The organism is Chlorogloeopsis sp. ULAP01 (genome assembly GCF_030381805.1).
Lineage (GTDB): Bacteria > Cyanobacteriota > Cyanobacteriia > Cyanobacteriales > Nostocaceae > Chlorogloeopsis.
In genome coordinates, this window is sequence record NZ_JAUDRH010000021.1 from 38,977 (window position 1) to 64,161 (window position 25,185).

At 40.6% G+C, this 25,185-nt stretch carries 22 protein-coding genes, 1 other RNA gene and 1 CRISPR repeat array; of the genes, 16 read left to right on the plus strand and 7 right to left on the minus strand.

The genetic code is table 11. The features are described 5' to 3' along the window. The first annotated feature begins 23 nt into the window (after positions 1-23). The 5 genes from QUB80_RS32090 to QUB80_RS32110 all read left to right on the plus strand — a co-directional run bounded on the left by QUB80_RS32090 (position 24) and on the right by QUB80_RS32110 (position 4,018). Entirely contained in the window at positions 24-737 is a 714-nt protein-coding gene (locus tag QUB80_RS32090; RefSeq protein WP_289793509.1) for a hypothetical protein, read from the plus strand. Positions 738-786: 49 nt separating this feature from the next. Continuing rightward, positions 787-1,227, plus strand: an RNA gene (rnpB, locus tag QUB80_RS32095) — RNase P RNA component class A. A gap of 186 nt (positions 1,228-1,413) precedes the next feature. Then, positions 1,414-1,782: a GNAT family N-acetyltransferase gene (locus QUB80_RS32100; RefSeq protein WP_289793510.1), complete on the plus strand. Its 369-nt coding sequence runs from the start codon at positions 1,414-1,416 to the stop codon at positions 1,780-1,782. A gap of 274 nt (positions 1,783-2,056) precedes the next feature. After that, a complete protein-coding gene (rnc, locus tag QUB80_RS32105; protein WP_289793511.1) occupies positions 2,057-2,776 on the plus strand; it encodes a ribonuclease III in 720 nt (239 codons plus the stop codon). A gap of 99 nt (positions 2,777-2,875) precedes the next feature. After that, positions 2,876-4,018, plus strand: coding sequence for a Gfo/Idh/MocA family protein (locus tag QUB80_RS32110; RefSeq protein WP_289793512.1), 1,143 nt, complete (start codon positions 2,876-2,878; stop codon positions 4,016-4,018). Here the strand turns inward: QUB80_RS32110 and QUB80_RS32115 are convergent. After that, on the minus strand, positions 3,954-5,999 hold the full coding sequence (locus QUB80_RS32115; RefSeq protein ID WP_289793581.1) for a sensor histidine kinase: 2,046 nt from the start codon (positions 5,997-5,999) through the stop codon (positions 3,954-3,956). The genes QUB80_RS32110 and QUB80_RS32115 overlap by 65 nt on opposite strands. 153 nt (positions 6,000-6,152) lie before the next feature. On the opposite strand from QUB80_RS32115, the gene QUB80_RS32120 reads away from it, so the two are divergent. From QUB80_RS32120 to QUB80_RS32135, 4 genes are all read left to right on the plus strand, one after another. Then, positions 6,153-6,833 (plus strand): RibD family protein, encoded by a 681-nt coding sequence (locus tag QUB80_RS32120; protein ID WP_289793513.1) that lies wholly within the window; start codon positions 6,153-6,155, stop codon positions 6,831-6,833. A 7-nt stretch (positions 6,834-6,840) separates the two neighbouring features. Continuing rightward, complete coding sequence (locus tag QUB80_RS32125) at positions 6,841-7,434, plus strand: acyl carrier protein phosphodiesterase (RefSeq protein WP_289793514.1); 594 nt, start codon at positions 6,841-6,843, stop codon at positions 7,432-7,434. Between the two features lie 220 nt (positions 7,435-7,654). Next, the gene (locus QUB80_RS32130; protein WP_289793515.1) at positions 7,655-8,836 is read left to right on the plus strand and encodes a GNAT family N-acetyltransferase; all 1,182 of its coding nucleotides are present in this window, start codon (positions 7,655-7,657) and stop codon (positions 8,834-8,836) included. Between the two features lie 183 nt (positions 8,837-9,019). Beyond that, positions 9,020-9,403 (plus strand): DUF4346 domain-containing protein, encoded by a 384-nt coding sequence (locus QUB80_RS32135; RefSeq protein WP_289793582.1) that lies wholly within the window; start codon positions 9,020-9,022, stop codon positions 9,401-9,403. A gap of 144 nt (positions 9,404-9,547) precedes the next feature. Here QUB80_RS32135 and psb32 read toward each other — a convergent pair whose 3' ends face one another. From psb32 to ybiA, 6 genes are all read right to left on the minus strand, one after another. After that, positions 9,548-10,279 carry a photosystem II repair protein Psb32 gene (psb32, locus tag QUB80_RS32140; RefSeq protein WP_289793516.1) on the minus strand — a complete coding sequence of 244 codons (732 nt, stop codon included), beginning with the start codon at positions 10,277-10,279 and terminating at the stop codon, positions 9,548-9,550. A 190-nt stretch (positions 10,280-10,469) separates the two neighbouring features. Continuing rightward, entirely contained in the window at positions 10,470-11,180 is a 711-nt protein-coding gene (locus QUB80_RS32145) for a Rho termination factor N-terminal domain-containing protein (RefSeq protein WP_289793517.1), read from the minus strand. Between the two features lie 122 nt (positions 11,181-11,302). Then, entirely contained in the window at positions 11,303-12,040 is a 738-nt protein-coding gene (locus QUB80_RS32150) for a ParA family protein (RefSeq protein WP_289793518.1), read from the minus strand. A gap of 284 nt (positions 12,041-12,324) precedes the next feature. Further along, positions 12,325-12,657 carry a hypothetical protein gene (locus tag QUB80_RS32155; protein WP_289793519.1) on the minus strand — a complete coding sequence of 111 codons (333 nt, stop codon included), beginning with the start codon at positions 12,655-12,657 and terminating at the stop codon, positions 12,325-12,327. A 193-nt stretch (positions 12,658-12,850) separates the two neighbouring features. Beyond that, a complete protein-coding gene (locus tag QUB80_RS32160; RefSeq protein WP_289793520.1) occupies positions 12,851-15,592 on the minus strand; it encodes a GAF domain-containing protein in 2,742 nt (913 codons plus the stop codon). A 361-nt stretch (positions 15,593-15,953) separates the two neighbouring features. Beyond that, positions 15,954-16,424, minus strand: a complete 471-nt coding sequence (ybiA, locus tag QUB80_RS32165) for a riboflavin biosynthesis intermediates N-glycosidase (RefSeq protein ID WP_289793521.1) — start codon at positions 16,422-16,424, stop codon at positions 15,954-15,956. A gap of 155 nt (positions 16,425-16,579) precedes the next feature. On the opposite strand from ybiA, the gene QUB80_RS32170 reads away from it, so the two are divergent. The 7 genes from QUB80_RS32170 (at position 16,580) to QUB80_RS32200 (ending at position 25,185) form a co-directional block, all read left to right on the plus strand. Beyond that, complete coding sequence (locus tag QUB80_RS32170) at positions 16,580-17,071, plus strand: DUF2243 domain-containing protein (RefSeq protein WP_289793522.1); 492 nt, start codon at positions 16,580-16,582, stop codon at positions 17,069-17,071. A gap of 1 nt (position 17,072) precedes the next feature. Further along, positions 17,073-18,991: direct repeats of the CRISPR family, unit length 37 nt; unit sequence GTTTCAATCCCTAATAGGGAGTAAGAGAAATTTCAAC. A gap of 422 nt (positions 18,992-19,413) precedes the next feature. Then, positions 19,414-20,022: a DUF4129 domain-containing protein gene (locus tag QUB80_RS32175; RefSeq protein WP_289793523.1), complete on the plus strand. Its 609-nt coding sequence runs from the start codon at positions 19,414-19,416 to the stop codon at positions 20,020-20,022. A gap of 132 nt (positions 20,023-20,154) precedes the next feature. Beyond that, positions 20,155-21,255, plus strand: coding sequence for a DUF4350 domain-containing protein (locus QUB80_RS32180; protein WP_289793524.1), 1,101 nt, complete (start codon positions 20,155-20,157; stop codon positions 21,253-21,255). Between the two features lie 168 nt (positions 21,256-21,423). Next, positions 21,424-22,374, plus strand: coding sequence for an AAA family ATPase (locus QUB80_RS32185; RefSeq protein ID WP_289793583.1), 951 nt, complete (start codon positions 21,424-21,426; stop codon positions 22,372-22,374). Positions 22,375-22,473: 99 nt separating this feature from the next. Beyond that, positions 22,474-22,950 carry an RpiB/LacA/LacB family sugar-phosphate isomerase gene (locus QUB80_RS32190; RefSeq protein WP_289793525.1) on the plus strand — a complete coding sequence of 159 codons (477 nt, stop codon included), beginning with the start codon at positions 22,474-22,476 and terminating at the stop codon, positions 22,948-22,950. Positions 22,951-23,125: 175 nt separating this feature from the next. Continuing rightward, complete coding sequence (locus QUB80_RS32195) at positions 23,126-24,469, plus strand: DUF58 domain-containing protein (RefSeq protein ID WP_289793584.1); 1,344 nt, start codon at positions 23,126-23,128, stop codon at positions 24,467-24,469. Positions 24,470-24,675: 206 nt separating this feature from the next. After that, positions 24,676-25,185 carry a hypothetical protein gene (locus QUB80_RS32200; RefSeq protein ID WP_289793526.1) on the plus strand — a complete coding sequence of 170 codons (510 nt, stop codon included), beginning with the start codon at positions 24,676-24,678 and terminating at the stop codon, positions 25,183-25,185.

Here is a 25,185-nt window from a genome sequence, read left to right on the forward strand (position 1 = left end):
ATAACTATAGGGAGCTTATATAAATGATGGCAAGGGATGATGGTAGTAATTTGATATTTTTGACGCTGTATATTATTGGCGTCACTTACACTTTTAATAGAATGATTGATTCCATCGACGATAAAATTAAATTTGCCTTTGATAAAGCAGCCGTCGATGAACAACTAAAAGAAAAAAATCTCCAAGACGATATTGGGATTTCTTTTAAACTCAGCCCTTCATATGACATGGATGAGTTGAAGGAATTGTCTGTAAGCATTGAGAATAAATCCCAAGATTTAGCTATATACGTTGACTGGGATAATTGCTCTTTAGTAGTTGATTATAGTAAGCAATCACGACGAGTCATTCGCAAATCCCCAGACCTAACTCGTGATTTAGCTGTTCCCCAAAGTCCTAGTCTAATTGCCCCAGCCAAAACATTTTCAGTGGCAGTAGCAGCAGAAGATGTCTTCCAACGTGATGTTGCCACAGGAACTTACAAAGTTAACACCCCTTTGATTAATGTTAGTGCGCTAGGAAAAAGTCCCGTCAAAGCACAAAAGGTTTTGTTCAAACAATTTATGGACGGTAAAAAAACCTTAGAATTTTCTTTACAACTAGTGTTAAGAATATCTGAACTGCGCGTAGGTATATCCCCAGGTGAAGATAAACCTCCTATGTGCATTGTCAACTGTCCCTTCACAATCAAAAAACTACCTTGGTGGTATGCCCTTCCTTGGAATAAAAGGCGGTAATTGCGACTTGGATTGGCAATACCATCCAAGACTAAACTGTATATTAGGAGAGAGTTGGCGCAGGTGGTTGCAGATCAGTTCAATTATGGCTGATTTGAGGAAAGTCCGGGCTCCCGAAAGACCAAACTTGCTGGGTAACGCCCAGTGCGAGCGATCGCGAGGATAGTGCCACAGAAAGATACCGCCAAGATTAGGGACTGGGGACTAGGAACTGGGGACTAGGAAAGAATTTTCCCTGTACCTAATACCCAATCCTCGATCCCTAATCCTTGGTAAGGGTGCAAAGGTGCGGTAAGAGCGCACCAGCAGCGTCGAGAGGCGCTGGCTCGGTAAACCCCGGTTGGGTGCAAGGCCAAAGGAACTATGGTTGGTCTTTTACCAGTTCCGCATAAATAGAGCCGCTAGAGGCGTTTGGTAACAAGCGTCCCAGATAGATAACCACCCTCTTGATGAAAGAGAACAGAACCCGGCTTACTACTGACTCTCTCCCTTGATCAAGGAGTATTAATCTTTCTAGGTTTATGCTCCATTGTTTTTGGTCATCAAGTAAAGTTTTCCTGAGCAAAAAATGCAAATTGAACCATACGATCCCAGTCAACTTGATGCTGTGATTCATCTTTCGCTTCGGGCATGGACTCCGGTCTTTGATTCGATTCAGAAAGTGATGGATCTTGAGGTGTACCGGGAATTCTATCCCGATTGGCGTGTCAGCCAGAAAAAGGCTGTCGAGGAAGTATGTGCGTCAGTGAACACAAAGGTGTGGGTTGCGATCGACTCTGGTTCAACTGTAGGCTTTGTTGCTGTGAAACTCCACTCCGAGAACAGCTTGGGAGAAATCTACATGATTGCCGTTGATCCAGACTATCAACGTCGAGGAATTGGCTCCGCTCTGATGGAATTCGCTCTTAATTGGATGAAAGTTGCTGGGATGTCGGTTGCTATGGTCGAAACTGGAGGCGATCCCGGTCATGCTCCGGCACGTTTTACCTATGAAAAGCTGGGTTTTAGGCTGTTCTCGGTCGCCAGGTACTTCAAGAAGTTATAGTTGCAGAGGGTTTGAAAACACGCTCTATGATAATTTTGAGTAAACTAAATTAATAGCCCATTTGTACAAAAAATGTAATACATATATTACCTGTAGCATAATTTAATAGCTCAAAATTACTATTAATTTGTACAAAATTTGTACGTTTTAAAAAAAGAGTAAGCACAACTGCGTGTAATATCGTTAATCTGTACGTTACCTGGCTTACTGCTGATTTTCCTTAATTTTGTCCTTTGTGAATGACCAATAACTAATCACTCTTGACTAAGAACTGATGACCTTAGCCTATCCCCGCCGTCAACGACAACTTGAAAGCTTAGTCAAAAAATTTAGTTTGCCAGCACAAGCACCGATTAAATGGCAACTTTTGGACTTGGCGCTGACTCATCCTACTGTCTCTGAGTCAGCAAATTATGAACATCTTGAGTTTGTTGGAGATGCGGTGGTGCGCTTGGTGGCGGCAATCGTGTTATGGGAAAATTACCCAGATTGCCCAGTAGGAGATTATGCGGCAATTCGTTCGGTGTTGGTGAGCGATCGCATTCTTGCCCAATTGGCTCGCTCCTACGGATTAGAATTATACTTACTTGTAGCTGGTAGTGCTACTGCTGATAAGGTTGGTCAACAATCGCGACTGGCAGATGCCTTTGAAGCAGTTCTGGGAGCGCTTTACCTTAGCACTAACAATTTGGATCTGATCCGTCCTTGGTTAGATCCTCACTTTAAAGAACTAGCAGCAGAAATCCGCCTTGATCCCGCCAGACTTAACTACAAAGCTGCTTTGCAAGAATGGACTCAAGCCAACTTTAAAGTTTTACCTGAGTATCGGGTTGTAGAAATTAGTCAACCACAGACAAATCAAGACCGTTTTATTGCTCAAGTGTGGCTGCACGGACAAAAACTTGGTGAAGGCAAGGGACGCTCTATCAAAGCTGCCGAACAAGCAGCAGCAAAAGTTGCATTTTCAACTATTGATACTCAGGATAAACACTGAACTCTAAAGATAATAAAGAAGCTGATAATTCAGTTATGAGTACCTATTCATTAGTCATTAACAAATGACCAATGATAAACAACCAATAACAAATAACTAATGACTAATCAAATTAAAATCGCCGTCGTCGGTATTGGACGATGGGGCGTACATTTGCTGCGGAATTTTTTAGAACATCCGCAAGTCAAAGTAGTGGCAGTAGTAGATCCAAATCCAGAACGCCTGGTGACAGTTAAAAGACAGTATAAGTTGGATGATACTGTATTACTAACAACTGAATGGCAAGTAATAAAGCAAGTAACAGGTTTAGAAGCAGTAGTAATTGCTACTCCTGCTAGTACCCATTATTCTCTGATTACTGATGCCTTGAATTGGGGATACCACGTTTTAGCCGAAAAGCCTTTAACTCTCGATCCCAGAGAATGCTGGCAACTCTGCCAATTAGCAGAAAAACAGCAACGTCAGCTTATGGTCGATCATACCTACTTATTTCATCCAGCAGTTGAACGAGGGCAAGCTGTAGTTCGGGGAGGAGAATTAGGTGATTTACGCTATGGCTACGCCTGTCGTACCCATTTAGGGCCTGTTCGTCAAGATGTAGATGCACTTTGGGACTTAGCCATTCACGATATTGCCATTTTCAACTCTTGGCTAGGACAAATGCCTGTGAGCGTGCAAGCAACGGGTAGGGTGTGGCTACAACAAGAGGACAAGGGGAGAAGAGCACAGGGCAAGGGGCATAGCGCAAAGGGCATAGAAAAATCCAATTCCCAATGCCCAATGCCCAATGCCCAATCCCCCACTCCCCCTCTTTCTGACTTAATCTGGGCAACTCTCACTTACTCAAATGGGTTTCAAGCCTCTATTCACTTATGCTGGCTCAATCCTGATAAACAGCGACGTTTAGCAGTAGTGGGTAGTCGTGGTAGTTTGATTTTTGATGAAATGGCAAGCGCATCACCTTTAACTTTATTCAACGGTGAGATTGAGGTGCAAGAAAACCAATTTATTCCTGTAAATCAAAGTCAAAAAGTACTGCAAATCGAAACCAGCGAACCATTAAAACGAGTTTGCGATCGCTTTATAGATTGCGTCTGTAATCAAACTCCTTGCGTAGTTTCGTCTGGTTGGGTAGCTACAGAACTTGTGCAAATTCTCGCCGCTTTAACACAATCTCTCAACCAGGATGGCAAACCTGTTTTTCTGGACAAAAATTGCTACTTATTTGCGAGTTCTGAGTAAAAGCATCAAATGTTTCTACTGTTTCATTCTCGTGTGTAGGTAAATGTCCATTATTTCCAACACTATCTAACTCCAAAGGAGTTTCCACTGTCCCTACTTGCTCTTTGTTAGTGCAAGAAACTGACAATGATACATCTATCAATGGTAAGATTATTTTTACAACAGTACCTTGATTCAAACCTGCACTCTCAAGAGTAATGCTGCCTCCCATCAGTTCTATTAAGTTCCGCGAAATTGCCAATCCCAATCCGGTACCACCAAACCTGCGTGTCGTAACGTCATCAACCATCACAAAGGGACGAAATAGTTTTTGCTGTTGGGAGGGATCTATACCTATACCTGTATCTTTAACAGCGACAATTACTTGACATTTACTATCTATTTCTTGAATCTCTGTTGTAATGCTGATGCTTCCATCTTCAGTAAACTTAGTGGCGTTGCCGATAATATTAATCAGTACCTGCTTGAGCTTGGCGGGATCGGCATTTACCAAAATAGGTTCGCTCATCTGCCGAGAAATATTTAACTGCAAGCCCTTTTGTTGAATATTTACTGATTGCAAATTAATGACATCTTTTAGTATTTGTTGGAGGTCAATCGGTTCTAAGCTAACTGAAAGTTTACCTGCTTCTATTTTAGAAATGTCGAGTAGATCGTTAATTATGCCCAGCAAGTGAATTGCAGTTTCATCAGCACGCTTGAGAAACTCCATTTCTTCTTCACGGCTATCACACATATCATCACGGACTAGGCGAACACAATTAATAATAATATTTAATGGATTTCTCAACTCATGAGAAGTTGTCGCTAAAAATTGACTTTTAGTTTGGTTAGCGCTTTTGGCTTCTTGCCAAGAAATTTCGACTTCTTCTGCCCAAGCTTTGAGTCGCTCTACCATTTGCTCCAATGCTTGTCCTAGTTGATTAAATTCTTTAATTTGGAAGTTGTGCGGTACTGGTGCAACAGTGTGGTGACTGTGGAGATTTAAAGCATAATCTCGTAGTTCTTCGACAGGAAGCGCAAGGCAACGAGCTAAATACAACGAAGCCAATAAACTCGCACTAATTAAGCCAATTGTCAAAGTGAAAAGAATAAATTTGATTTGCCTTAACCCATACAAAGCATCATTAAGGTTAGCCATAGCTAAAATCACCCATTTTTGTTGTCCTCCTTTGAGAACTGGGCTATCAATAGCGGTATAGCCAGCAAGTAACTCTTTGCCGTCTTTTTTAAAAAACAAATGTAAAAAGTTTTGTTTCCCTGCGATCGCATTTTTGACTATATCTTTTAGTCGTGCATCATCCAAGTGTTGTCTAATATTCGTCCCAATATGATTTGCATTTGGATGTGCTAAGATTCTGCCATCTTCATCAATAACTACTGTTGAGCCTGTTAATAAACCAGGTTGATTGTGAATTTGTTCGTTAAATAATACTGATTTAAAAATTAGAGTGTAACGCCATTGACCATCACTATCGTAAACAGGTGCTGATACTAATAATTTCAGTTTATTTTGTCCATCTGTTTTTTCATTTATGCCTGGGATTTGTGACACAATCGGCTCTACGGCAAATCCATCAGTAAATAAAGAAGATTCTGCTTCACTGATTGGTTCATCACCACAAGTCGTGGCTACAACTGCATTGCTCTGTGGATTTGTTAGTTGTATGCACTCAATTTGTTGGGGCTGCTGTCGCGCTAACTTAGTAAGAAAAGTTTGCATTTGTGCAGGTGTTCCTGACTGGATTACCTGTGTTTGACTAATACTGAGCAAATTAACTTTTAAGGCTGCGATCGCGTCAACAATCTTTTCGCCCTTGAGGATGGCGCTTTCTGTTAAGTTTTGACGAGCAGTTTCTAACAAACCGTAGCGTGCCTTTTGATAAGCCACTATCTCCCCAATCAATAAAATTGGAACAGACAGCAGCAAAATTTTAGATACTAAAATCCGGCGAAAGGATGATTGACGGTGCATAGCCATCGGCACTCTCACTTGGCGCAATCCACAACAGCAACGAGATGCGATTAGACTAGCTAATCTAACGTTGGGCGAAAAAATTACTCTTGGCAATTTTTAAACATAAAATAGCTTAATAGTAAAAAGACGTACAGTCTACAAACAAAGAGAGCAAGGGTGCAGTATAGACCTCATACTACAGTAGTTTTGGCCATGAGTGCAGATGGCAAAATAGCAGATTTTAGGCGATCGCCTGCTCGATTCGGGTCAAAAACCGATAAAGCCCATCTGGAAAAACAGATTGCTGCCTCTGATGCCGTTTTATTTGGTGCTGGAACTCTACGCGCTTATGGTACAACATTAACCGTAGCAAATCCACAGCTTCTGCAACAAAGAATACAAGCAGGTCAAAACTCGCAGCCAATCCACATAGTAATTACACATACTGCCCACCTAAATCCGGAACTTCGCTTTTTTCAACAACCTGTCAGCCGTTGGTTAATAACAACAAAACCAGGAGCGCTTTTTTGGCAAAAGCGTCCAGAATTCGAGCGGATTTTAGTATTAGAAACTACGACAGAAAAAATAGACATTGCAGTTGCTCTACAACATCTATTAACTCTGGGAATAGCAAAATTAGCTGTATTAGGAGGGGGTGAATTAATCGCCTCAATGCTGGAATTAGACTTAATCGACGAATTTTGGCTAACCATCTGTCCTTTAATTTTAGGTGGTGCTAGTGCGCCTACACCAGTGGAAGGCAAAGGATTTTTGTCGCAAGTAGCTCCCCAGTTACAACTAATGGAAGTTTGTACCTCCGAGCAGGAAGTTTTTCTCAATTATCGAATTAAGCGATGAATTGCTTATGAATTGGCTAGCTCACTTGTTCCTGTCTGAATGTAATGATGAAATTCGCTTGGGTAATCTACTTGCCGACTTAGTCAAGGGATCAGCACGTCAGAATTTCAACTTTTATCTCCAGCGTGGTATTAAATGCCATCAAGCAATTGATGCATTTACAGATGCTCATTTTATCGTCCACCGCAGTAAACGGCTAATTGGATCAGAATACAGACGATTTGCTGGCATACTCGTCGATATTTTTTACGATCATTTTCTAGCAAAAAATTGGTCTATGTATTCTAAAGTACCTTTGGAAGAGTTTACAGCCCAGATATACGAGTCGTTTCAAGCTTATCAAGGAGATATACCCACAGGTGTCAGAAAATTGATTGCTTGTATGGCAGCCGAAGATTGGTTGACAGGTTATCGCAGCTTAACTGGTGTAGAAAAAACTTTAGAGAGAATCTCCAACAGAATATTAATGCGGATGAACAAGTCTTTCAAGTTGCAATATGCGATTAAAGAACTCACAAGCCACTACAATAGCTTGGAAGATGACTTTCTAGAGTTCTTTCCAGAATTACGGGAATATGTACAAAACTGGTGTTTTGCCTAGTGTAAATAGGGACTAGGGGCTATGAAGACGCGGAGATGGAAAGACGCGGTGACAGGGAGAAATTATCAAAAATATTCCCCATGTCTCAACCTCTCCGTGTCACCTTGTTCTCTTCCCAATACCCAATTCCCAATACCCAATTCCCAGATTTAGCTGCAATTAGGAGCAGATTAGATTAACTTAAGTAAAGCTATTCCTAAAATTCTTTCGGAAGTCCACGATGGTGGAACAACTAAAGCCTCGCTATTCAGTCGCTTGGATTAACAAAATTGCTGAAGTTCCTCAAGACGCTTGGGATGCTTTAGCATTGCCACTGCAAACTCCATTTTTAGAATGGCAGTGGCTGAACAATTTAGAAACCTCTGGTAGTGCTACAGCTAAAACAGGTTGGTTGCCAAATCATTTGACTCTTTGGCGTGATAGAACACTCATCGCTGCTGCTGTGCTCTACCTGAAAGGACACAGTCAGGGTGAATTTGTATTCGATCACCAGTGGGCTGAATTGGCACAGCGCATCGGCGTGCATTACTATCCAAAAATGCTAGGGATGACGCCGTTTACTCCTGTTGAAGGCTATCGATTTTTGATTGCCCCAGGTGAAGACGAAGATGAAATTGTAGCGATGATGGTGCATGAAATTGATGCTTTCTGCTCAAAGCACCGCTTAAGTGGCTGTCATTTTCTTTTTGTCGATCCCCAATGGCGTCCGATTTTAGAACGTCAAGGTTTCACCGCTTGGTTGCACCACAGTTACATTTGGCAAAATATTGGTTTTAATACTTTTGATGATTATTTGACTGTTTTTAATGCCAATCAGCGCCGTAACATTAAGCGCGAACGCAAAGCTGTAGAAAAAGCTGGTTTGAGATTACAACCTATAACTGGAGATGAAATTTCTAAATCGCTGTTAGCGCTAATGTACGAGTTTTATGCTGATACGTGCGATAAATTTGGCTGGTGGGGTAGTAAATACTTAACAAAGCGCTTTTTTGAACAATTACACACCCATTATCGCCATCGTGTATTGTTGTTTGCTGCTTATAGTGAGCAAGATCATCGCCAGCCTCTGGGGATGTCTTTTTGTTTATTTAAAGGCGATAGCATGTACGGGCGCTATTGGGGTAGTTTTCAAGAAATAGATTGTTTGCATTTTGATGCTTGCTATTATGCCCCAATAGAGTGGGCGATCGCTAACGGTATTCAGATTTTTGATCCCGGTGCTGGTGGGCGGCATAAAAAACGTCGCGGTTTTCCTGCTATGCCCAATTACAGTTTGCACCGCTTTTACAATCAGCGTTTGCAACAAATTTTGCATCCTTACATTCGTGAGGTGAATGAGTTAGAGCAGCAAGAAATTGAGGCAATTAATGCAGAATTACCGTTTAGTCAAAAACAGGATTAACAGGATTAAAAAAATTAGGTAGACTTCGCCGAAATACCCACAAAAAAAGGTATTAGGGAAAAATGTATCGGGGATTGAGAATTGAGCATTGGATATCAGACTATGTAAGGTACACAGGGAGATAGGAATTACACTTGAGAAGGAATGAAAAATTATTGAGCAATGTTGGTTTTTACAGCAATTATGGGTGTGAAATTAGAAGATTTAGCAGCAATAGATGAAAAACTTTCTCTGCGTCAATTAGAACTAGATCCAGGTGGATATTTCATCATTTACCTGGATCGAGAGTCGGGATTAATTTGTGCAAAGCATTTCACAAATGTAATTGATGAGCGTGGTTTAGCTATCGATCCAGAAACAGGGAAGGTAATTCCCGCACGAGGAAAGGTGGAACGAACTCACACAACCCTATTTTCCGGCAGAACGGCAAAAGAACTGTGTGTTAATATTTTTGAACAAACAAAACCCTGTCCAGTAACTCAGCTAGATCATGCTGCATATTTAGGACGGGAATTTGTCCGTGCTGAGTTAGCATTAGTGACAGGGCAAGAGTATGTTCAAGATTAATTTTGATTTGTTAGTGGTTAGTAGGTAGTAGGTATAGGTAGAGATGCGATTGATCGCGTCTGTACATTAGTCGTTGGTAATTTAGAAGTTAATTTTTACCTGTTAACCACTAACCACTAACCACTAACCACTAACCATTAACCATTAACCATTAGAAGATGGTTGGTTGATTTGGTAAATGTAATAAGTCGCCATCGGGATAATGGTGGCGGCAATTAAAAGTCCTACTACCCAAGCGGTAGCATTACCCGTGTCTGTTTTTTCTCCTTTTTTGAAGGTGCTTTCTACCTGCACGGTGTCAACAACTTCGGGAGCTCCGGGATCGGGTTGTCCCGATAGTACAGCTACTAGGCGATCGCTTGCATCTAAAAATGCTTGATTGTATTTGTCACCATCCCGCAAAGGAACCGCGACAGTTTCATTAGCTACACTTTGAGCAATCTCGTCTGACATCAAAGACTTGACTCGTTCACCAGTAATAATCGCAGTACCGTTGGTTACGGTATTAATCATTAGTAGGGTTTGATTAGCTTGTGCTTCTTTGTCGGGGAACCATTTTTCAAATAATGCTTTGGTAAAGCTCTCCGGAGTTACACCATAGTCAAGACGGCGAACAGTAACAATTCTTACTTCATTTCCGGTTTGCTTGGCTAATTCCTCAAAGGCGCTGCTAAGTTTACCTTCATTGACACGGCTGATGACATCAGCTTCATCGACAACCCAGGTATCAGGTGTGAGAGCAGGAATTTGATACACACCTGTGGCTAAAGCGGGTGCCATAAATAGTGAGGAGGCTAAAATAACGCTCATCAATGACAAAATTAGCCAGTGAATGTGTTTTTTCCAGTTGAATATTTGGTTGAGGAGCTGTTTCATCGGATTGAATTATAGTATAAAGACAGGCTTCCACCAAAAATACTACACAAAGATTGGCAAAGTCTTGTCTTTTCTCAGAGTCTTTTTGCGAAGTTCAATTCAGTTGAAACAGAAAATTATATATATCCCCTACCTTCATTTTTGGTGATGATGGTTTACTATTGGTGAGTTTCAAGCTCAAATTTTCAAATTAACTTACCGATAGTAGAGCAATCAACTCTTGCTTTTTCTTTTTGTTGTATCCAGAAATTCCTTGTGTTTTCGCCATATCTCTAAGTTGTGTCACTGATAAGGTAGTTAACTTCACCTTTGTAGTGGCTTCTGGTGTAGCAACTTCTGGGATCATAGCTTCTGGTGTTATTTCAGGGGCGATATAAAAGACTTCTTGAAGCGCATCTAGCTTTTTACCCTTAGTTATGCCGCATTTGAGTTTTGTGATTGGCTCAAAGGTTTGCCAAGTTTTGCGTGAAGCTTCATCAATACGATTGGTAGCGATCACCAGTTTTACGCCTTTTAACTCACTGTTGGGCTTTTCAATCAGGTAACGCAAAGCTGCTTGAATATCATCTCTACTTGCAGTTGACAAATTAATTTTTGGTACTAACTCACCAGTCAGAATCTTGGTTAACTCAAGTGTCTTCTCACTGGCATCTGTAACAACGCACCACACCCTTTCTAATCCGGCTTCGGATGCGATCGCATAAACGAAACCATTCCCGATGACTTCATACTGATCTTCGCCGATTTCTTTGACAATCACTGGAACCCAATTACGACTGCCCGACTCAATCAGCGCTGTTGCAGCTGCTTTGATGCAAAATTCGGGTACATCCGTGCCTTTACCTGGGCTAATTTCATGCATATAAAGACACATCAAATTTCCAACGTTACTTACGCTCATCTTTCTAAACTTCTTATTGTAAAAAGTATTCCTTCGTTAATACCAAATAATGCTCGCAGGCTGTCTTGTTTTTATAAGCAGCAGGAGTACGAGTAAACGCAGCACCTGCAATATGTGCGTAGCTAGGTATGCTGAAAATATAGAGGTTTTTGTGAGTAGGTGTATCTGGAGTAAAAGTATGGTGTTAAGTCAATAGGATTGGCAGTTTTATTCTTTTTGGCTCGTTCTATGATTTTGTCTATTGCTAGTTCTGCTGTACGTTTTGCAGGATCGGTGATTGATTCACCATTATAAAAAATGGGTAGGGCAATAGGGCCTCCATCATTTCTTTCGCTTTGAATTTCTAGAATAAAACGCTCAAGAACAGTTGCTGCATTCTCCAAAGAAAAAATGGAGTTGTGTTTGGTGGGAATTAAAACTACATCTGCTGCGTAAATTGCACTTTTGCTGAAAAATCTCCAGTTTGGTGGAGAGTCAATCAAGATATAGTCATATTGTGATTTGAATGATTCTAGTGCTTGTCGTAGTCTTCCAGGACTTATCATTTGACGCAGTTTATCTTCTTCCACATACTGAAGCTTTTCATCACTAGCAATAATGTCAAATTGCCAAGTAATGCCTGGTTTGGGGGAGAATTTACAAGTGTTGATCAACCCGTCAGGTGATGGTGCAGTTTTATTTACCAGCCACGAGTACAAAGAATCTTGACTAACTTTCACACCTAGTGAGCTAGTCAAGTCTTTTTGATTGGGATCGAAGTCAATAATGAGCGATCGCTTTCCTAACATTGCCAAAATAGCTGCCAAGTTGACTGTGGTAGTAGTTTTCCCGACTCCACCTTTGTTGTTATAAACTGCCACAGTCAGTGCTTTTTGCGGATTGTCTATCTTCTGCTTGATTGCCGAAATAATTGTATCTACATTGTTGAAGGTAATCTCCAGACAAGGAAGTGCAGGATGGATAACCTTATACTATTTCACGAAAAGGCTGATATGGATGTACCCCACCGCCTACGGCACCTCCCCTTACTAAGGGGAGGTTGGGAGGGGTTGAATATGAATCACTCAAAAAGTGAAATGGTATTACCATGTTTTCTAAACAACTGGATGTAGTTACCGTTGGTGATGATTCCCCATTGGGCAGATTAGCACTTTGAGGCAAGTAAATAACACTTGAGTTGACAAACTGTTGACCTATATTGTGCTGAGTTTGGGTGTAAGTTTATATTTCTACCTTTCACCTCTATTAACAAATAAGGGTTTAATTTGGTGTGAATAAAAATGTCACCGTCAGAATTCTTGCGAACAGCGTAGTCAACGGCATCATTACCATTTCCAGTAGCAAAGCCAGGAATTGTTTCCGTTATATCAAATCCAAGTGTTTTCTGTAATTCTGTGATAAATATACTACAAACTACAGGCTCTGCTGCACTATCTGAAAGGTGTTGTAGTGCTTGTTTTATATTAGTAAAATCCACATATAGTTAAATCTAAATATACAAAAGCTACCAAGCCAGGCATTTTTATACTTAGTGTAATCAATAACTTGTAATATTATCATCCGTAACTTTCGCAGTTCCGATGACAAAGCAGTAAAAACCAGCCACAGTTACCTCACTCTGAATATGGAATTTAAACCCGCGCTCAGAGCCTTAATAACTGCTCACTGATTTAACACTCGCTACTACTTTGAACTGTTTGTTTGAGAGGAATTTCTAACCAAAATTCCGTACCTTTATCTATTTGTGATACACACTTAATTGTTCCACCGTGCTTGTTGACAACAATCTGATAACTAATGGCAAGCCCCAGTCCCATACCCTTACCTACTGGTTTAGTGGTGAAAAACGGGTCAAATATTCGCTTTTGTACCTCTTCGCTCATTCCCCGTCCATTGTCGGCAATGCGAACTACAGCATGAGATTTATCTGCTGATATTTCAGTATAAATCCGGATACAATACGTATCTTTACCACTTTCTTCTGTCAGGACATCAATAGCATTGGCAAGAACATTCATAAATACTTGGTTGATTTCTCCGGCATAGCATTCCACCAATGGCAACTCCCCGTAATCTTTAATCACTTTAATACCAGGAAACTTGGCAGTTGGCTTGAGGCGATGTTGTAGGATCAATAATGTGTTATCAATGCCTTCATGTAAGTCAACAGGTTTGATTTCAGCCTGATCCAAGCGCGAAAAGTTACGTAAAGACAACACGATCGCCTGAATGCGTTCAGTTCCTGCCTGCATTGAGGACAAAATTTTTGGTAAATCATCGACAACAAACTCTAAATCAATGGCATCTGCTTTTGCCTCAACTTCTTCGTTGGGCTGAGGATTATGTATTTGATAGAGTTGCAAAAGTGCTAGCAGTTCCTGGGTATAGTTAATGACGTGACTAAGGTTGCCGTAGATGAAGTTAACAGGATTATTAATTTCGTGGGCAATGCCTGCCACCAACTGTCCCAAGCTAGACATTTTTTCAGTTTGAATTAGTTGTGTTTGTGTTTGTTGCAGTTGGCACAGAGCTTGCTCTAATTGTGCAGCTTTAGCCGTTGCCTCTGCTTCGGTAGCAAGGCTTTGCTCGTAGAGTTGTGCTTGTTGAATGGCGATCGCTGCCTGATCTGCTAATTGTTGCAGCAAGTCGATTTCATCATCATGCCAATTCCTGGGGGCATGGCAATTGTGAGCAATTAGTAATCCCCACAGTTGCGTACCCATTTTGATGGGAACAATTAAGCAGGCTTGTACTTGAAGATTGTGCAAAAACTCTTGATGACAAGGACTTAAAGAAGTCGCCGAGGCATTATTAATTGCCCTAATCCTACCTCGAAAGTAAAGATGGGTATATTCATCAGGAAAGCATTCCGAAGGAGCTTTTATTCCCAAAACAGATTTCCAATTGCCATTGACTTCTTCAAAAATTACCTCTCCCTGAGTATTTTCCTGAAATTGATAAATTAGCACCCGGTCTGTATTCAACAGTTTTCGTACTTCCCGTACAATTGTTTGCAGAGTTGACTTCAAATCTAAGGTGCAGTGAATTTGATCTGTAATTTGCTTGAGCAATACAGAATACTGCAATGACTGTTGCAACTGGGTAGTTTGTTGTTGTACCTTGCGTTTCAAGTTTAGATTTAGCCTTTGCACCTGTAAGCGCATTTTTTTTGCTTTTTGGTACATTAGCTGCTGCTGAATTGCTATAGAAAAATGATGGTACAAAGCTTTAGCTAGGGAAATTTCTTCTGGTTGCCACTCAAGTACTTGCTCCTTTTTTCGCTCTCGCCACGCCGCAAAAGAAAATTGGGGAAACCGTTGTCGCTGATTTTCCTCACCGTATCCTGCCCATAAAATTTCGCTATCAAATTCATGACGAAAAATACTTAAAGAACCAATACACTTTTGGCGATAATGTAGGGGAATCACTAAAATTCCCCGAATGCGAGTAGATTTAAAAAAAGGAGCTAAAGCTTCTAATTGGGGTTCTTTGTAGAGGTCTTTAATTGCCAAAACATTACCGTGTTTGCACTGTGCAATCCAGTTTTGCCAAGCAGAATGTTTTTCTAGAAAATTGTTTTCTGATTCACTAGGTAATATTGGCTGGTCGCCCCAAGTATACAATTGTGATGTTGCTTGAATGTGAAGTCTGCCACCTACTCCAGCAATTGCAGTAATTATTTCTTTCAATGCTGCTGATAATTGAATTTCCGGCACTGTATTTAATAGGATGCTGATTCGGTTTATGGTTGCCCCTCGTTGTTGTTCCGCATGGCTTTGGGCAAGTAAATTATTGACAGCGATCGCTAGTGATAATTGATCGGCAACTTGCTGTACCATCCGAATTTCCCGCTTTAAAAATGTTCGCGGTTGACTATGGTGTGACACCAACAATCCCCACAGTCGTGGTTTTGCTGATTCCTGTTTTTGGTCGCAATCTACAATTGGTACTACAAGCGAAGACTGCACGCCCATTGATTTTAAATATTCAAGATGGCAAGGATCTACTCGCCGATACTGAAAATTGTCAATTTCATGCAGAGGTTTGCCACTTTCCGGACATTGCAGCCGTGACAGCCCAATTCGTCCACTTGATACATCTACAATCGTGCGTTGCCGCGCCAACAAATACATCTGTCTTGACTCTTCTGGAATATCATCTGCTGGGAAATGTAGCCCCAATAGGGATGGTAGACGCTGTTCGCATATCGATTCAGCAATGACTTCACCATTGCCATTCAGGTCAAATCGATACACTTTCACCCTGTCTGTACTCAAAAATTCACGCAATTCTGTGACAGTAGCTGCCAATATATCCTTTAGTTCGAGCGATCGCTTAATTCGGTTTGTAATCCGGTGCAGAAAATCTTTGTGGGCAAATGTTTGCTGTAAGCCGCTCTGAGAATATGTCATTTCTTTTCAATATCCAGACAAGATGATCAAGATTTTTTATTTGTGAAGATGCTGGCTAGCAGATCCCCGACTTCTAAAGGAAGTCGGGGATCTAAGCACCTTAAGCACCTTAATAATTTAAGAAAAAGTTAACAAGAGTTTATTTAATTTTATACATTAAATTTTTAGATTTAATTAGACAAATACCTTCTTTATAAAGAATTTAGCTAATTACACTTATAATTATGTCGAATATATACTACTAATTTTTGTATATTCACTCAGTATTTATGACTAATTTTGAAACTAAGTTAGTTTGGGGAATAATAGCATTCCCCTTTTACAAAGGTTTTTGATATTAATACAAAAATTCTGGCAATAACTAATCGTAAGCTACTGATAGTAAAGGTAATTTGCGGATTTCTTCGCGGACACTCATCAAGATTTTACCAAGCTGATTTTGGCCGCTTTTATCTGCACCGCATCCCCAAAAATAATCAGTTGGGGAATTTTCTACAAGCAAGCGATCGCCTGTAGCCAAGAGAATCTTTCTAATGTCTGCATGGGTAAGAAACTTTTTGAGTACAGCTTGTTGCATTACTTTTGTCTTCACTTCATCCCAATCTGAACGTACTTGGCGAGTATGACACCGTCCCAATGCAGCAGCTTGTTCTGGTGTCTCGACGGCATGGATAATAGGTATAATTACTGCATCTTGGGTACCTACAAACTTTTGAGCTTGATAATAATGTTCTACCGTCGGCCAGTAAGTACCCTCGATTGCAATACCATGAGGAGAAAAATTAGAAAAACAGCCATAAGGCTCGTAAGCTTTGTAAAAGTAAATAGTCATTTTAAAGTACTCTTTTATAGTTCAACTTCTATCATGCCTGTATATGCTTACAGCCAGACATCTAACTTCAGTTGAAAAATCAGGCAGAAGGCAGAAGCCAGAGGATAGAAGGATTAAGGTAATTTGATTTTAAGTTAGAGGACAGGAGACTAATAATGGAGGCGAATAACCAGACAAGCGATCGCCACACTCCGCTAATTGCTGCCGGGATTTTTTTAGGTTTGGGTTTAGGAGGATTCGTGGATGGGATTGTGTTGCATCAAATTTTGCAGTGGCATCATATGTTAAGCAGCGTTCGACCATTAACAAACGAATCTAACATCGATTTAAATATGGTTTGGGATGGCTTATTTCATGCTTTTGATTGGTTGATGACTGTAGTAGGAGTAGTGTTACTGTGGCGAGCAGGCGGGAAAGATGATGTTCCTTGGTCATCTTATACCTTTGTTGGATCTTTACTCATTGGTGCTGGTTTATTTAACTTTGTGGAAGGACTGATCGATCATCAAATTCTCGGTATTCATCATGTTAAGCCAGGGCCGCATCAGTTAGCTTGGGATTTAGGGTTTTTAGCTAGTGGTGCGCTAATGATTTTGGTTGGATGGGTAATGTTAAATCAAAAGTTACGCTCGTCCTCACAAGAGTAAGGAGTTTTTCCCTAATAGGGAGTAAGAGAAATTTCAACTTGAATCTGGATGGCGCGATAGAAGCAGGCTTTCCCCGTTTCAATCCCTAATAGGGAGTAAGAGAAATTTCAACTACTAGGTAGCTACTAGGTATCGCAATTATAATAGTTTCAATTCTTAATAGGGAGTAAGAGAAATTTCAACAGAAAATTCTGAATAAGCCGTTCTGCCTGTGGTGGGTTTCAATCCCTAATAGGGAGTAAGAGAAATTTCAACCCCAAATTTTATGATCCGCTTTCTTGCCTGTACGGTTTCAATCCCTAATAGGGAGTAAGAGAAATTTCAACTTGTAATCAAAGCTCACAAAAACCTTCGGATGTTCTCAGTTTCAATCCCTAATAGGGAGTAAGAGAAATTTCAACGATTCACAAAGCTTATTTTCACATTAGGCGTAATAGGTTTCAATCCCTAATAGGGAGTAAGAGAAATTTCAACTACCACGAGGGTGTGGGCATTACTCATATTCAAAGTTTCAATCCCTAATAGGGAGTAAGAGAAATTTCAACGAGTTATTACAATTTCGGATACGATGCCAGAAGGTTTCAATCCCTAATAGGGAGTAAGAGAAATTTCAACTCTATTCACCAGCCGAGGCTGACCATTACTGGCTTGTTTCAATCCCTAATAGGGAGTAAGAGAAATTTCAACTGCTCCCACCTACGCAAGGGTGGCTACTATATCTGTGTTTCAATCCCTAATAGGGAGTAAGAGAAATTTCAACTTGAGATGTTAGAAACCCCTAAAAACCCGGTCATAAATGTTTCAATCCCTAATAGGGAGTAAGAGAAATTTCAACTGAAATTCTTTCTCTGTATTGTCTGCCATGCAATCATTGTTTCAATCCCTAATAGGGAGTAAGAGAAATTTCAACCAGAGTTGATAGATTTTTGAAATAAAGCATCAACTTGTTTCAATCCCTAATAGGGAGTAAGAGAAATTTCAACTCATCAACTGGGAAAGGGCGGCCGCCTGGGCAGTTTCAATCCCTAATAGGGAGTAAGAGAAATTTCAACTTTTAAAAGGCTGACTGGCAACCATCACATTCTCAGTTTCAATCCCTAATAGGGAGTAAGAGAAATTTCAACTGAACTTTATACAATGCACCCTATTAGGGAATGAGTTTCAATCCCTAATAGGGAGTAAGAGAAATTTCAACATACCAAATTGAAACAGTAAATCATTTTGCAATGTTTCAATCCCTAATAGGGAGTAAGAGAAATTTCAACTTAAGATCTCCCCTTATGTCGTAAAGGCTACTGGGAAGGAGTTTCAATCCCTAATAGGGAGTAAGAGAAATTTCAACTTCCGTTACTGCTACTTTTAGCTCTGATGTTAGTGGGTTTCAATCCCTAATAGGGAGTAAGAGAAATTTCAACTCCTGACTCACATGGATGATGTGGCAGATCATCAAAAGTTTCAATCCCTAATAGGGAGTAAGAGAAATTTCAACCATAAAAAAGAGCAGGTAGAGGTAGTTTATTTGGAGTTTCAATCCCTAATAGGGAGTAAGAGAAATTTCAACCAGATGTCTGATAGGTTTACCGTAGTTTGATAGGAAGTTTCAATCCCTAATAGGGAGTAAGAGAAATTTCAACCTAAGAGGGGTGTTGCCTATTTAGCCTCAGTAGTGCGTTTCAATCCCTAATAGGGAGTAAGAGAAATTTCAACTCCAGCAGAGATGGCAGCCTGCTAGCCCGTAGTGCGTTTCAATCCCTAATAGGGAGTAAGAGAAATTTCAACGATGATGATGAGTTTTGGCAGTCCTTTAGGGCAGTTTCAATCCCTAATAGGGAGTAAGAGAAATTTCAACTATCCAGTAAAAGTTCTGGAGGCGCTGGTGCAGAGTTTCAATCCCTAATAGGGAGTAAGAGAAATTTCAACCGCGGTAGCCCGAAATTTAATCAATATGAGGTTTTCAAGGTTCGTTGGCGCAGATGGGGCAATCATAGCATGAAAAATTTGGATTGGGTAGAGTGTAAATGGCTGAAATCCAGTCTAGGCAAGGAGCGCGGATGGATAATCAGCTAATATTCCCATAAAGCCTTATGCAGTAATAAATTCAGCTATTTTTCTCAGAACTGATTTTCCAACACCTACCCATCCGCGCAGTCAGTAAAGAAATATAGTGCGATCGCGCATATTTTTACACCGATACACCCAACTTTACCAAAACAGCAGGGACACATAAACTGAATGCAAAGAAAAGATACTGCACCACCTTTATTCCTATTGTTTGCTCAGTGTGATGAGAAATACGAAAAATTTTAAGTTAACATCCGGAATAATTCCTAAATCCTAACTCTATGACAACAGATGCCTTTGAAAAAACCAGTTGGGGCTGGCAAGTTTCACAGTTTCAGCAAAAAGTGGGAGAATGGTTGGAATTTCAGTTGTCCAGATTCAATCAAACCTTACCAGAATTGCCTGCTGGATGGTCAATAGATTCTTGGGTGATATCGCTGCTGAAATTTCTGTTTTGGCTTTTAGTAGGCTTATTCTTAGCTTGGATAGGTTGGCGGTTATGGCGAGAATTTAGTCCTTATTTATATTCCAAGCTGTCTGGTATGGGCAATTTTACTATTTCTGCTCCAAAAAGCACAGACAATGAACTGTCAGTAGCAAACTTTTTGAGGCGATCGCAAGAATTACATCGCCAAGGCAACTACCGAGATGCTTGCCGCTATCTTTATTTTGCAATGTTGCAACAGTTGCACGAAAAAGGCATTCTCCCTCACAAAGCAAGTCGCACCGATGGTGAATATTTGCAATTGTTGCAATTATCTAGTACTCAAATCCAGCCATATGAAACCTTGATTACTACTCATGAACAATTATGTTTTAGTGATGCTGAGATTCACTCTGAAAATTACGAGCAGTGTTGCCAAGCGTATGGGGAAATAGCTAATAAGTAGAAGGCAGACGGCAGACGGGAAAAAGTTTTTTCATGTTTTATTAGTGTATGTAATTTATGAACGACTACTTAGTTAATTTGCTAATAGTTAACTGCTCTCTTACTATTAGCTATTAACCATTAGCCTTTTGATATGAAATCTTCAAACCGCCTTATCTGGTTGATTGCGATCGCTTTAGGAGTAATAATTTTACTTACCTTGATTGCAGCTCCTAGTAGTAGCAAAATCAATAGTGGTTCCACCTACAGCCGCGCTCCCGATGGCTATGGCGCTTGGTATGCTTTTATGCAAGACCGTGGAACTACTATCATACGCTGGCAAAAGCCTTTTCAAGAATTAAAAACACAAAAACGTCCTGTAACTCTCCTACAAATCCATAGCCAGTTACATGAGCCATTTTTTTTGTCCGAAGAAAAAGAATGGGTAAAAGCTGGCAACACTTTAATTATCTTGGGTGTGCGTGAACGGGTAAGTGCAGCTGAATTTAGCACTATGCAAAAATCACCCTCAGGTGATATCAAAATTGAAACGCGACGACGAAAGTCGTCTATATCCAAGGACAAAATATATTTGGGCGATCGCTTTGGCGGTGTGGTTTGGGAAGAAAAGCAAGGTAATGGAAAAGTTATTTTTTCTACTACTCCCTATTTAGCCGCTAATGCTTACCAAGATTATTTAAGTAATTTTCAGTATTTAGCTGATTTAGTTAATCAAAAAGGTAAATTATTATTTGTGGATGAATATATCCACGGTTATAAAGACGCTGATGTCAGACAGAGTCAAGGTAAAGGTAACATATTCGGTTATTTGGCTCAAACTCCATTATTTCCGGCATTGATACAAATAGGCGTCTTGCTAGCAGTGTTGGTTTGGGCAAAGAATCATCGCTTTGGTACTTTGGCAACTTTGGATATGCCTGAGCTTGATAACAGCACAGCTTATATCCAAGCCCTAGCAGCAGTACTGCAAAAAGCTGAATCCACAGACTTTGTAGTTGAGATGGTAGGTAAAGAAGAACAACTGCAACTTCAAAAAGCCCTGGGAATGGGATCGGAACTTTTGGATCGCCAAACTTTAGTTAATGCTTGGCAACAGCAAACAGGTAATACTGAAGCAGAATTATATGCAGTTTTACAACAGCAAGATCGAAAACGCCGCATCAGTGAACGAGAATTGATTGGCTGGTTGCAGAGGTGGCAAACCCTGAGAAAAAAGGGAACAGGGGATAGGTAACAGGGTACAGAGAAAGAGATTTTCATTCCCTCATTGTGGAATTTTACCGTGATTGACTGTCTTGAACGTTTCCTACCTAGTCCCCAGTCACCAGTACCCAGTACCTTTTTAGTGTACGTAATTTATGAAGCCTACTACTATCTAACTATACTCAGTATAAATCACAACATGAGCGAAAGTCTTTCTGTATTTAATCGCCTCAGTCAAGCGCTGAACCGAGTTATTGTCGGGCAATCTATCCTAATACAACAGATACTTGTGGCGCTACTGGCAGGTGGACACATAATTTTGGAAGGAGTGCCAGGAACTGGTAAAACACTGCTCGTTAAAGTACTTGCACAGTTAATTCAAGCGGAATTTCGTCGCATTCAACTCACGCCTGATGTTTTGCCTGCGGATATTACTGGTACGAATATTTTTGATTTAAATAGTCGTAATTTTACCTTGAAAAAGGGGCCAATATTTACCGAAGTTTTATTGGCAGACGAAATTAACCGCACTCCTCCCAAAACCCAGGCGGCACTACTAGAAGCGATGGAAGAAATGCAGGTAACACTAGATGGTGAAAGTTTGCCTTTACCAGATTTATTTTGGGTGATTGCAACGCAAAATCCCTTGGAATTTGAGGGTACTTATCCTCTGCCAGAAGCACAACTGGATAGGTTTCTATTCAAGTTAGTAGTAGATTATCCTGATGAAGCATCGGAAAAGCAAATGTTACTAAATCGCCAGGCGGGTTTTGCAGCGCGACGTTTGGATATTGTCCGTCTCAAACCAGTGGCAACAGTAACAGAAATTTTGCAGGCGCGACAAGAAGTCAAACAAGTGAAAGTTTCGGAAGCAATCATTGATTATTTGCTTGGATTGGTAAGAGTATCAAGACAATACCCAGATTTAGCATTAGGTGCATCACCTCGTGCAGCTGGTGCATGGTTTGTGACGGCACAAGCAGCAGCATACTTATCAGGACGAGATTTTGTCACTCCAGATGATATTAAAACAGTTGCATCACCGTTGTTGCGTCATCGTCTACTTTTGAAACCTGAGGCTCTTTTAGATAATTTGCAAATTGATGGTGTTATCGCGTTGATACTAAATAAAGTGCCAGTACCAAGGTGAGCTTGATGGAAAAGTCTGTGTTGAAAATGCGTAAGTTCCAAAAAAATTATTGTCATAACAACAGTAAGATTTTTCTAAAACTAAGTGAGGAAAATAGCTATGAAGATTGCATTAGGAGCAGATTTTTACGGGTTTGAACTGAAGGAGGCAGTCAAGCAATATCTACTAAAAAAAGGAATAGAAATAGAAGATTTAGGTATTAGCGATCGCACTGCCACCACGCCTTATTATGAGACTGCAACTGTGGTAGCTCAAAGGGTAGGAAACCAACAAGTAGAACGGGGCATTCTAGTATGTGGCACGGGAATGGGAATGGCTATTATCGCCAACAAGCACCCTGGTGTTTATGCAGCTGTGTGCGAAAATCCTAATGCTGCTGAAAAGTCTCGCTCAATCAATAATTCCAATATCCTTACTTTGGGAGGGTTCATTACTTCACCAGAATCCGCTTTGACAATTGTTGATACTTGGTTGAAAACCGAGTTTACTCAGGGATGGGAACCAAATATTCAAGAATGGTTACAAAACTCAATGCATGATATTGCCCACTTGGAGAAGCAACAGTTTGGGAAATAATACAGCGTTTTGCAAGTACATGAGGTACGCCCCTTCCTAACCCTCCCCTTGGCAAGGGGAGGGTTAGGAAGGGGTATTTCTATACCTCACAAAGTTGAAATCTGCTGTAAATGCGATCGCTAATATCTCTTTTTTCCTGCTGCTGATTTTCTTTATTTTTCCCATCTTCCAAGAAATGATACCCTCTCAAAGAGTTTATTTATTGTTAATTTTAGGAATTGCGATCGCCTCTATTTTCGCAATTTTTTTCAGTATTCCTACTAGCATTGTCATCACCTTGCTATTTGATGCTGTAGTTCTGGCATTAATGGTTGTCGATGGTTTACGAGTACGTCGCGATCGCGTTGGGGTGGTGCGCGAATTACTAGCGCGATTGTCTGTGGGGCGAGATAATTTGATTGTGCTGCGAGTTACATCGGGGAAAAGCAAGGCAGTAGTTCAAATCCGCGATTACTATCCAACTGGGTTTAGCGTGTCTGATACAACTCTACGCGCCACACTTGATAGTCACGCCACCCAAGAATTAACCTATACTGTTCACCCAACTCAACGTGGAGAGTTTGCTTGGGGAGATATTCAGGTGCGACAACTCGGCGCTTGGGGATTAGCTTGGAGTGATTGGAAGATTCCCCAAAGTTTGAAAGTTAGGGTTTATCCAGATTTGGTAGGGTTGCGATCGCTTTCCGTTCGTTTGACATTGCAATCTTCTGGTTCAATTCGCCAATCTCGTCGTTTAGGTATTGGTACAGAGTTTGCTGAATTGCGCAACTATCGCACTGGAGATGATTTGCGGTTCATTGATTGGAAAGCTACAGCACGTCGGGTAGGGGCTTCTAGCAATGCACCTCCATTAGTAAGGGTGCTGGAACCAGAACAAGAGCAAACTTTGCTGATTTTGCTGGATCGCGGGCGATTGATGACAGCAAAAGTACATAATTTGCAGCGCTTTGACTGGGGTTTAAATACAACTTTGGCTCTAGCTTTGGCTGGGTTACATCGAGGCGATCGCGTTGGGGTAGGTGTATTTGATCGGCAAATGCACGCATGGATTTCCCCAGAACGTGGACAACAACATTTAAGTACTTTAATTGATCGCCTGACTCCAATTCAACCAGTATTGCTGGAATCTGATTATATGGGTGCTGTTACTCATGTTGTTCAGCAGCAAAGCCGTAGAGCACTTGTAGTCATTATCACTGACATAGTAGATGTCACTGCCTCTAGTGAACTCCTTGCTGCACTTTCGTGTCTTACTCCCCGTTATCTTCCCTTTGCTGTCACCTTGCGCGATCCGCAAGTGGATGTTCTAGCGCATACTCCTCTTTTTCTAGAGGGGAACTCACGAGATGTTAGTGCTGCTTACAGGCGTGCGGTTGCCCTAGATTTATTAGCACAAAGACAAGTGGCATTTGCACAACTCAAACAAAAAGGTGTCTTAGTACTCGATGCACCAGCAAATCAGATTGCAGATCAATTGGTAGAGAAATATTTGCGGCTCAAAGCACGAAATCAATTATAAATTTAGTTAATAGTTAGTGGTTAATAGGGGAGGCAGCGCGCCCTTGGAGCTAGTGCGCCCTTGCGGAGCCAGTGCGCCCTTGCGGGTTAAGCGCGTCGAGTGTACCTGGCGTCGGGTTAAGCGCGTCGAGTGCACCTGGCGTATTTTATATTCTGTGTTCTCTTATATCCGGAATAATTTATTTAATATTAGCAACAATTTTTGGAGTGTTTTCTCAACCGACTAATCAAGCAAGTCCTTATAGTAATCTATTATTTACAATAATTATTGTTACGACAATAATAGCTGTATATTTAAGTCCTTTATGGTTTAACTCGCGTTTATTTCTGACTGATTTACCTTTAGTAACAGAAGATAATATAAATTATATTCAAGCGATTAAATTGAGTAGAAAACTAACTAAAGGTTTAACGCTGTGTATTATTGCTATTATATTTGTGGCATTTTTGATTACTCTGCCTATTCAAATTTTATTATGGTTAATTTTAAGTTTTGGATTAGGGATTATTTTTGCAAGAATATCTGAGTTATTATTTACACAATCGGGAAGTAATTATAATTTTACAATTACCACTATACTGTTAATTATATTAAATTTAATTAACGGAATTATCCTCATGCCGTTTTGGCAATCAGTTAAGTCCGTTGTTTACTACGATATTATTTGTCGCCGAGAGGGCTATGATTTGAAATTACGCGATCGCAGCGTGGAGTAA

What these genes read in the sequence shown, in the direction of transcription:
- QUB80_RS32090 (WP_289793509.1), top strand. Translation starts at nt 24, where the DNA reads ATGATGGCAAGGGATGATGGTAGTAATTTGATATTTTTGACGCTGTAT.
- rnc (WP_289793511.1), top strand. Translation starts at nt 2,057, where the DNA reads ATGACCTTAGCCTATCCCCGCCGTCAACGACAACTTGAAAGCTTAGTC.
- QUB80_RS32110 (WP_289793512.1), top strand. Translation starts at nt 2,876, where the DNA reads ATGACTAATCAAATTAAAATCGCCGTCGTCGGTATTGGACGATGGGGC.
- QUB80_RS32115 (WP_289793581.1), bottom strand. Translation starts at nt 5,999, where the DNA reads ATGGCTATGCACCGTCAATCATCCTTTCGCCGGATTTTAGTATCTAAA.
- QUB80_RS32125 (WP_289793514.1), top strand. Translation starts at nt 6,841, where the DNA reads ATGAATTGGCTAGCTCACTTGTTCCTGTCTGAATGTAATGATGAAATT.
- QUB80_RS32130 (WP_289793515.1), top strand. Translation starts at nt 7,655, where the DNA reads ATGGTGGAACAACTAAAGCCTCGCTATTCAGTCGCTTGGATTAACAAA.
- QUB80_RS32135 (WP_289793582.1), top strand. Translation starts at nt 9,020, where the DNA reads ATGGGTGTGAAATTAGAAGATTTAGCAGCAATAGATGAAAAACTTTCT.
- psb32 (WP_289793516.1), bottom strand. Translation starts at nt 10,279, where the DNA reads ATGAAACAGCTCCTCAACCAAATATTCAACTGGAAAAAACACATTCAC.
- QUB80_RS32145 (WP_289793517.1), bottom strand. Translation starts at nt 11,180, where the DNA reads ATGAGCGTAAGTAACGTTGGAAATTTGATGTGTCTTTATATGCATGAA.
- QUB80_RS32160 (WP_289793520.1), bottom strand. Translation starts at nt 15,592, where the DNA reads ATGACATATTCTCAGAGCGGCTTACAGCAAACATTTGCCCACAAAGAT.
- ybiA (WP_289793521.1), bottom strand. Translation starts at nt 16,424, where the DNA reads ATGACTATTTACTTTTACAAAGCTTACGAGCCTTATGGCTGTTTTTCT.
- QUB80_RS32170 (WP_289793522.1), top strand. Translation starts at nt 16,580, where the DNA reads ATGGAGGCGAATAACCAGACAAGCGATCGCCACACTCCGCTAATTGCT.
- QUB80_RS32175 (WP_289793523.1), top strand. Translation starts at nt 19,414, where the DNA reads ATGACAACAGATGCCTTTGAAAAAACCAGTTGGGGCTGGCAAGTTTCA.
- QUB80_RS32180 (WP_289793524.1), top strand. Translation starts at nt 20,155, where the DNA reads ATGAAATCTTCAAACCGCCTTATCTGGTTGATTGCGATCGCTTTAGGA.
- QUB80_RS32185 (WP_289793583.1), top strand. Translation starts at nt 21,424, where the DNA reads ATGAGCGAAAGTCTTTCTGTATTTAATCGCCTCAGTCAAGCGCTGAAC.
- QUB80_RS32190 (WP_289793525.1), top strand. Translation starts at nt 22,474, where the DNA reads ATGAAGATTGCATTAGGAGCAGATTTTTACGGGTTTGAACTGAAGGAG.
- QUB80_RS32195 (WP_289793584.1), top strand. Translation starts at nt 23,126, where the DNA reads ATGATACCCTCTCAAAGAGTTTATTTATTGTTAATTTTAGGAATTGCG.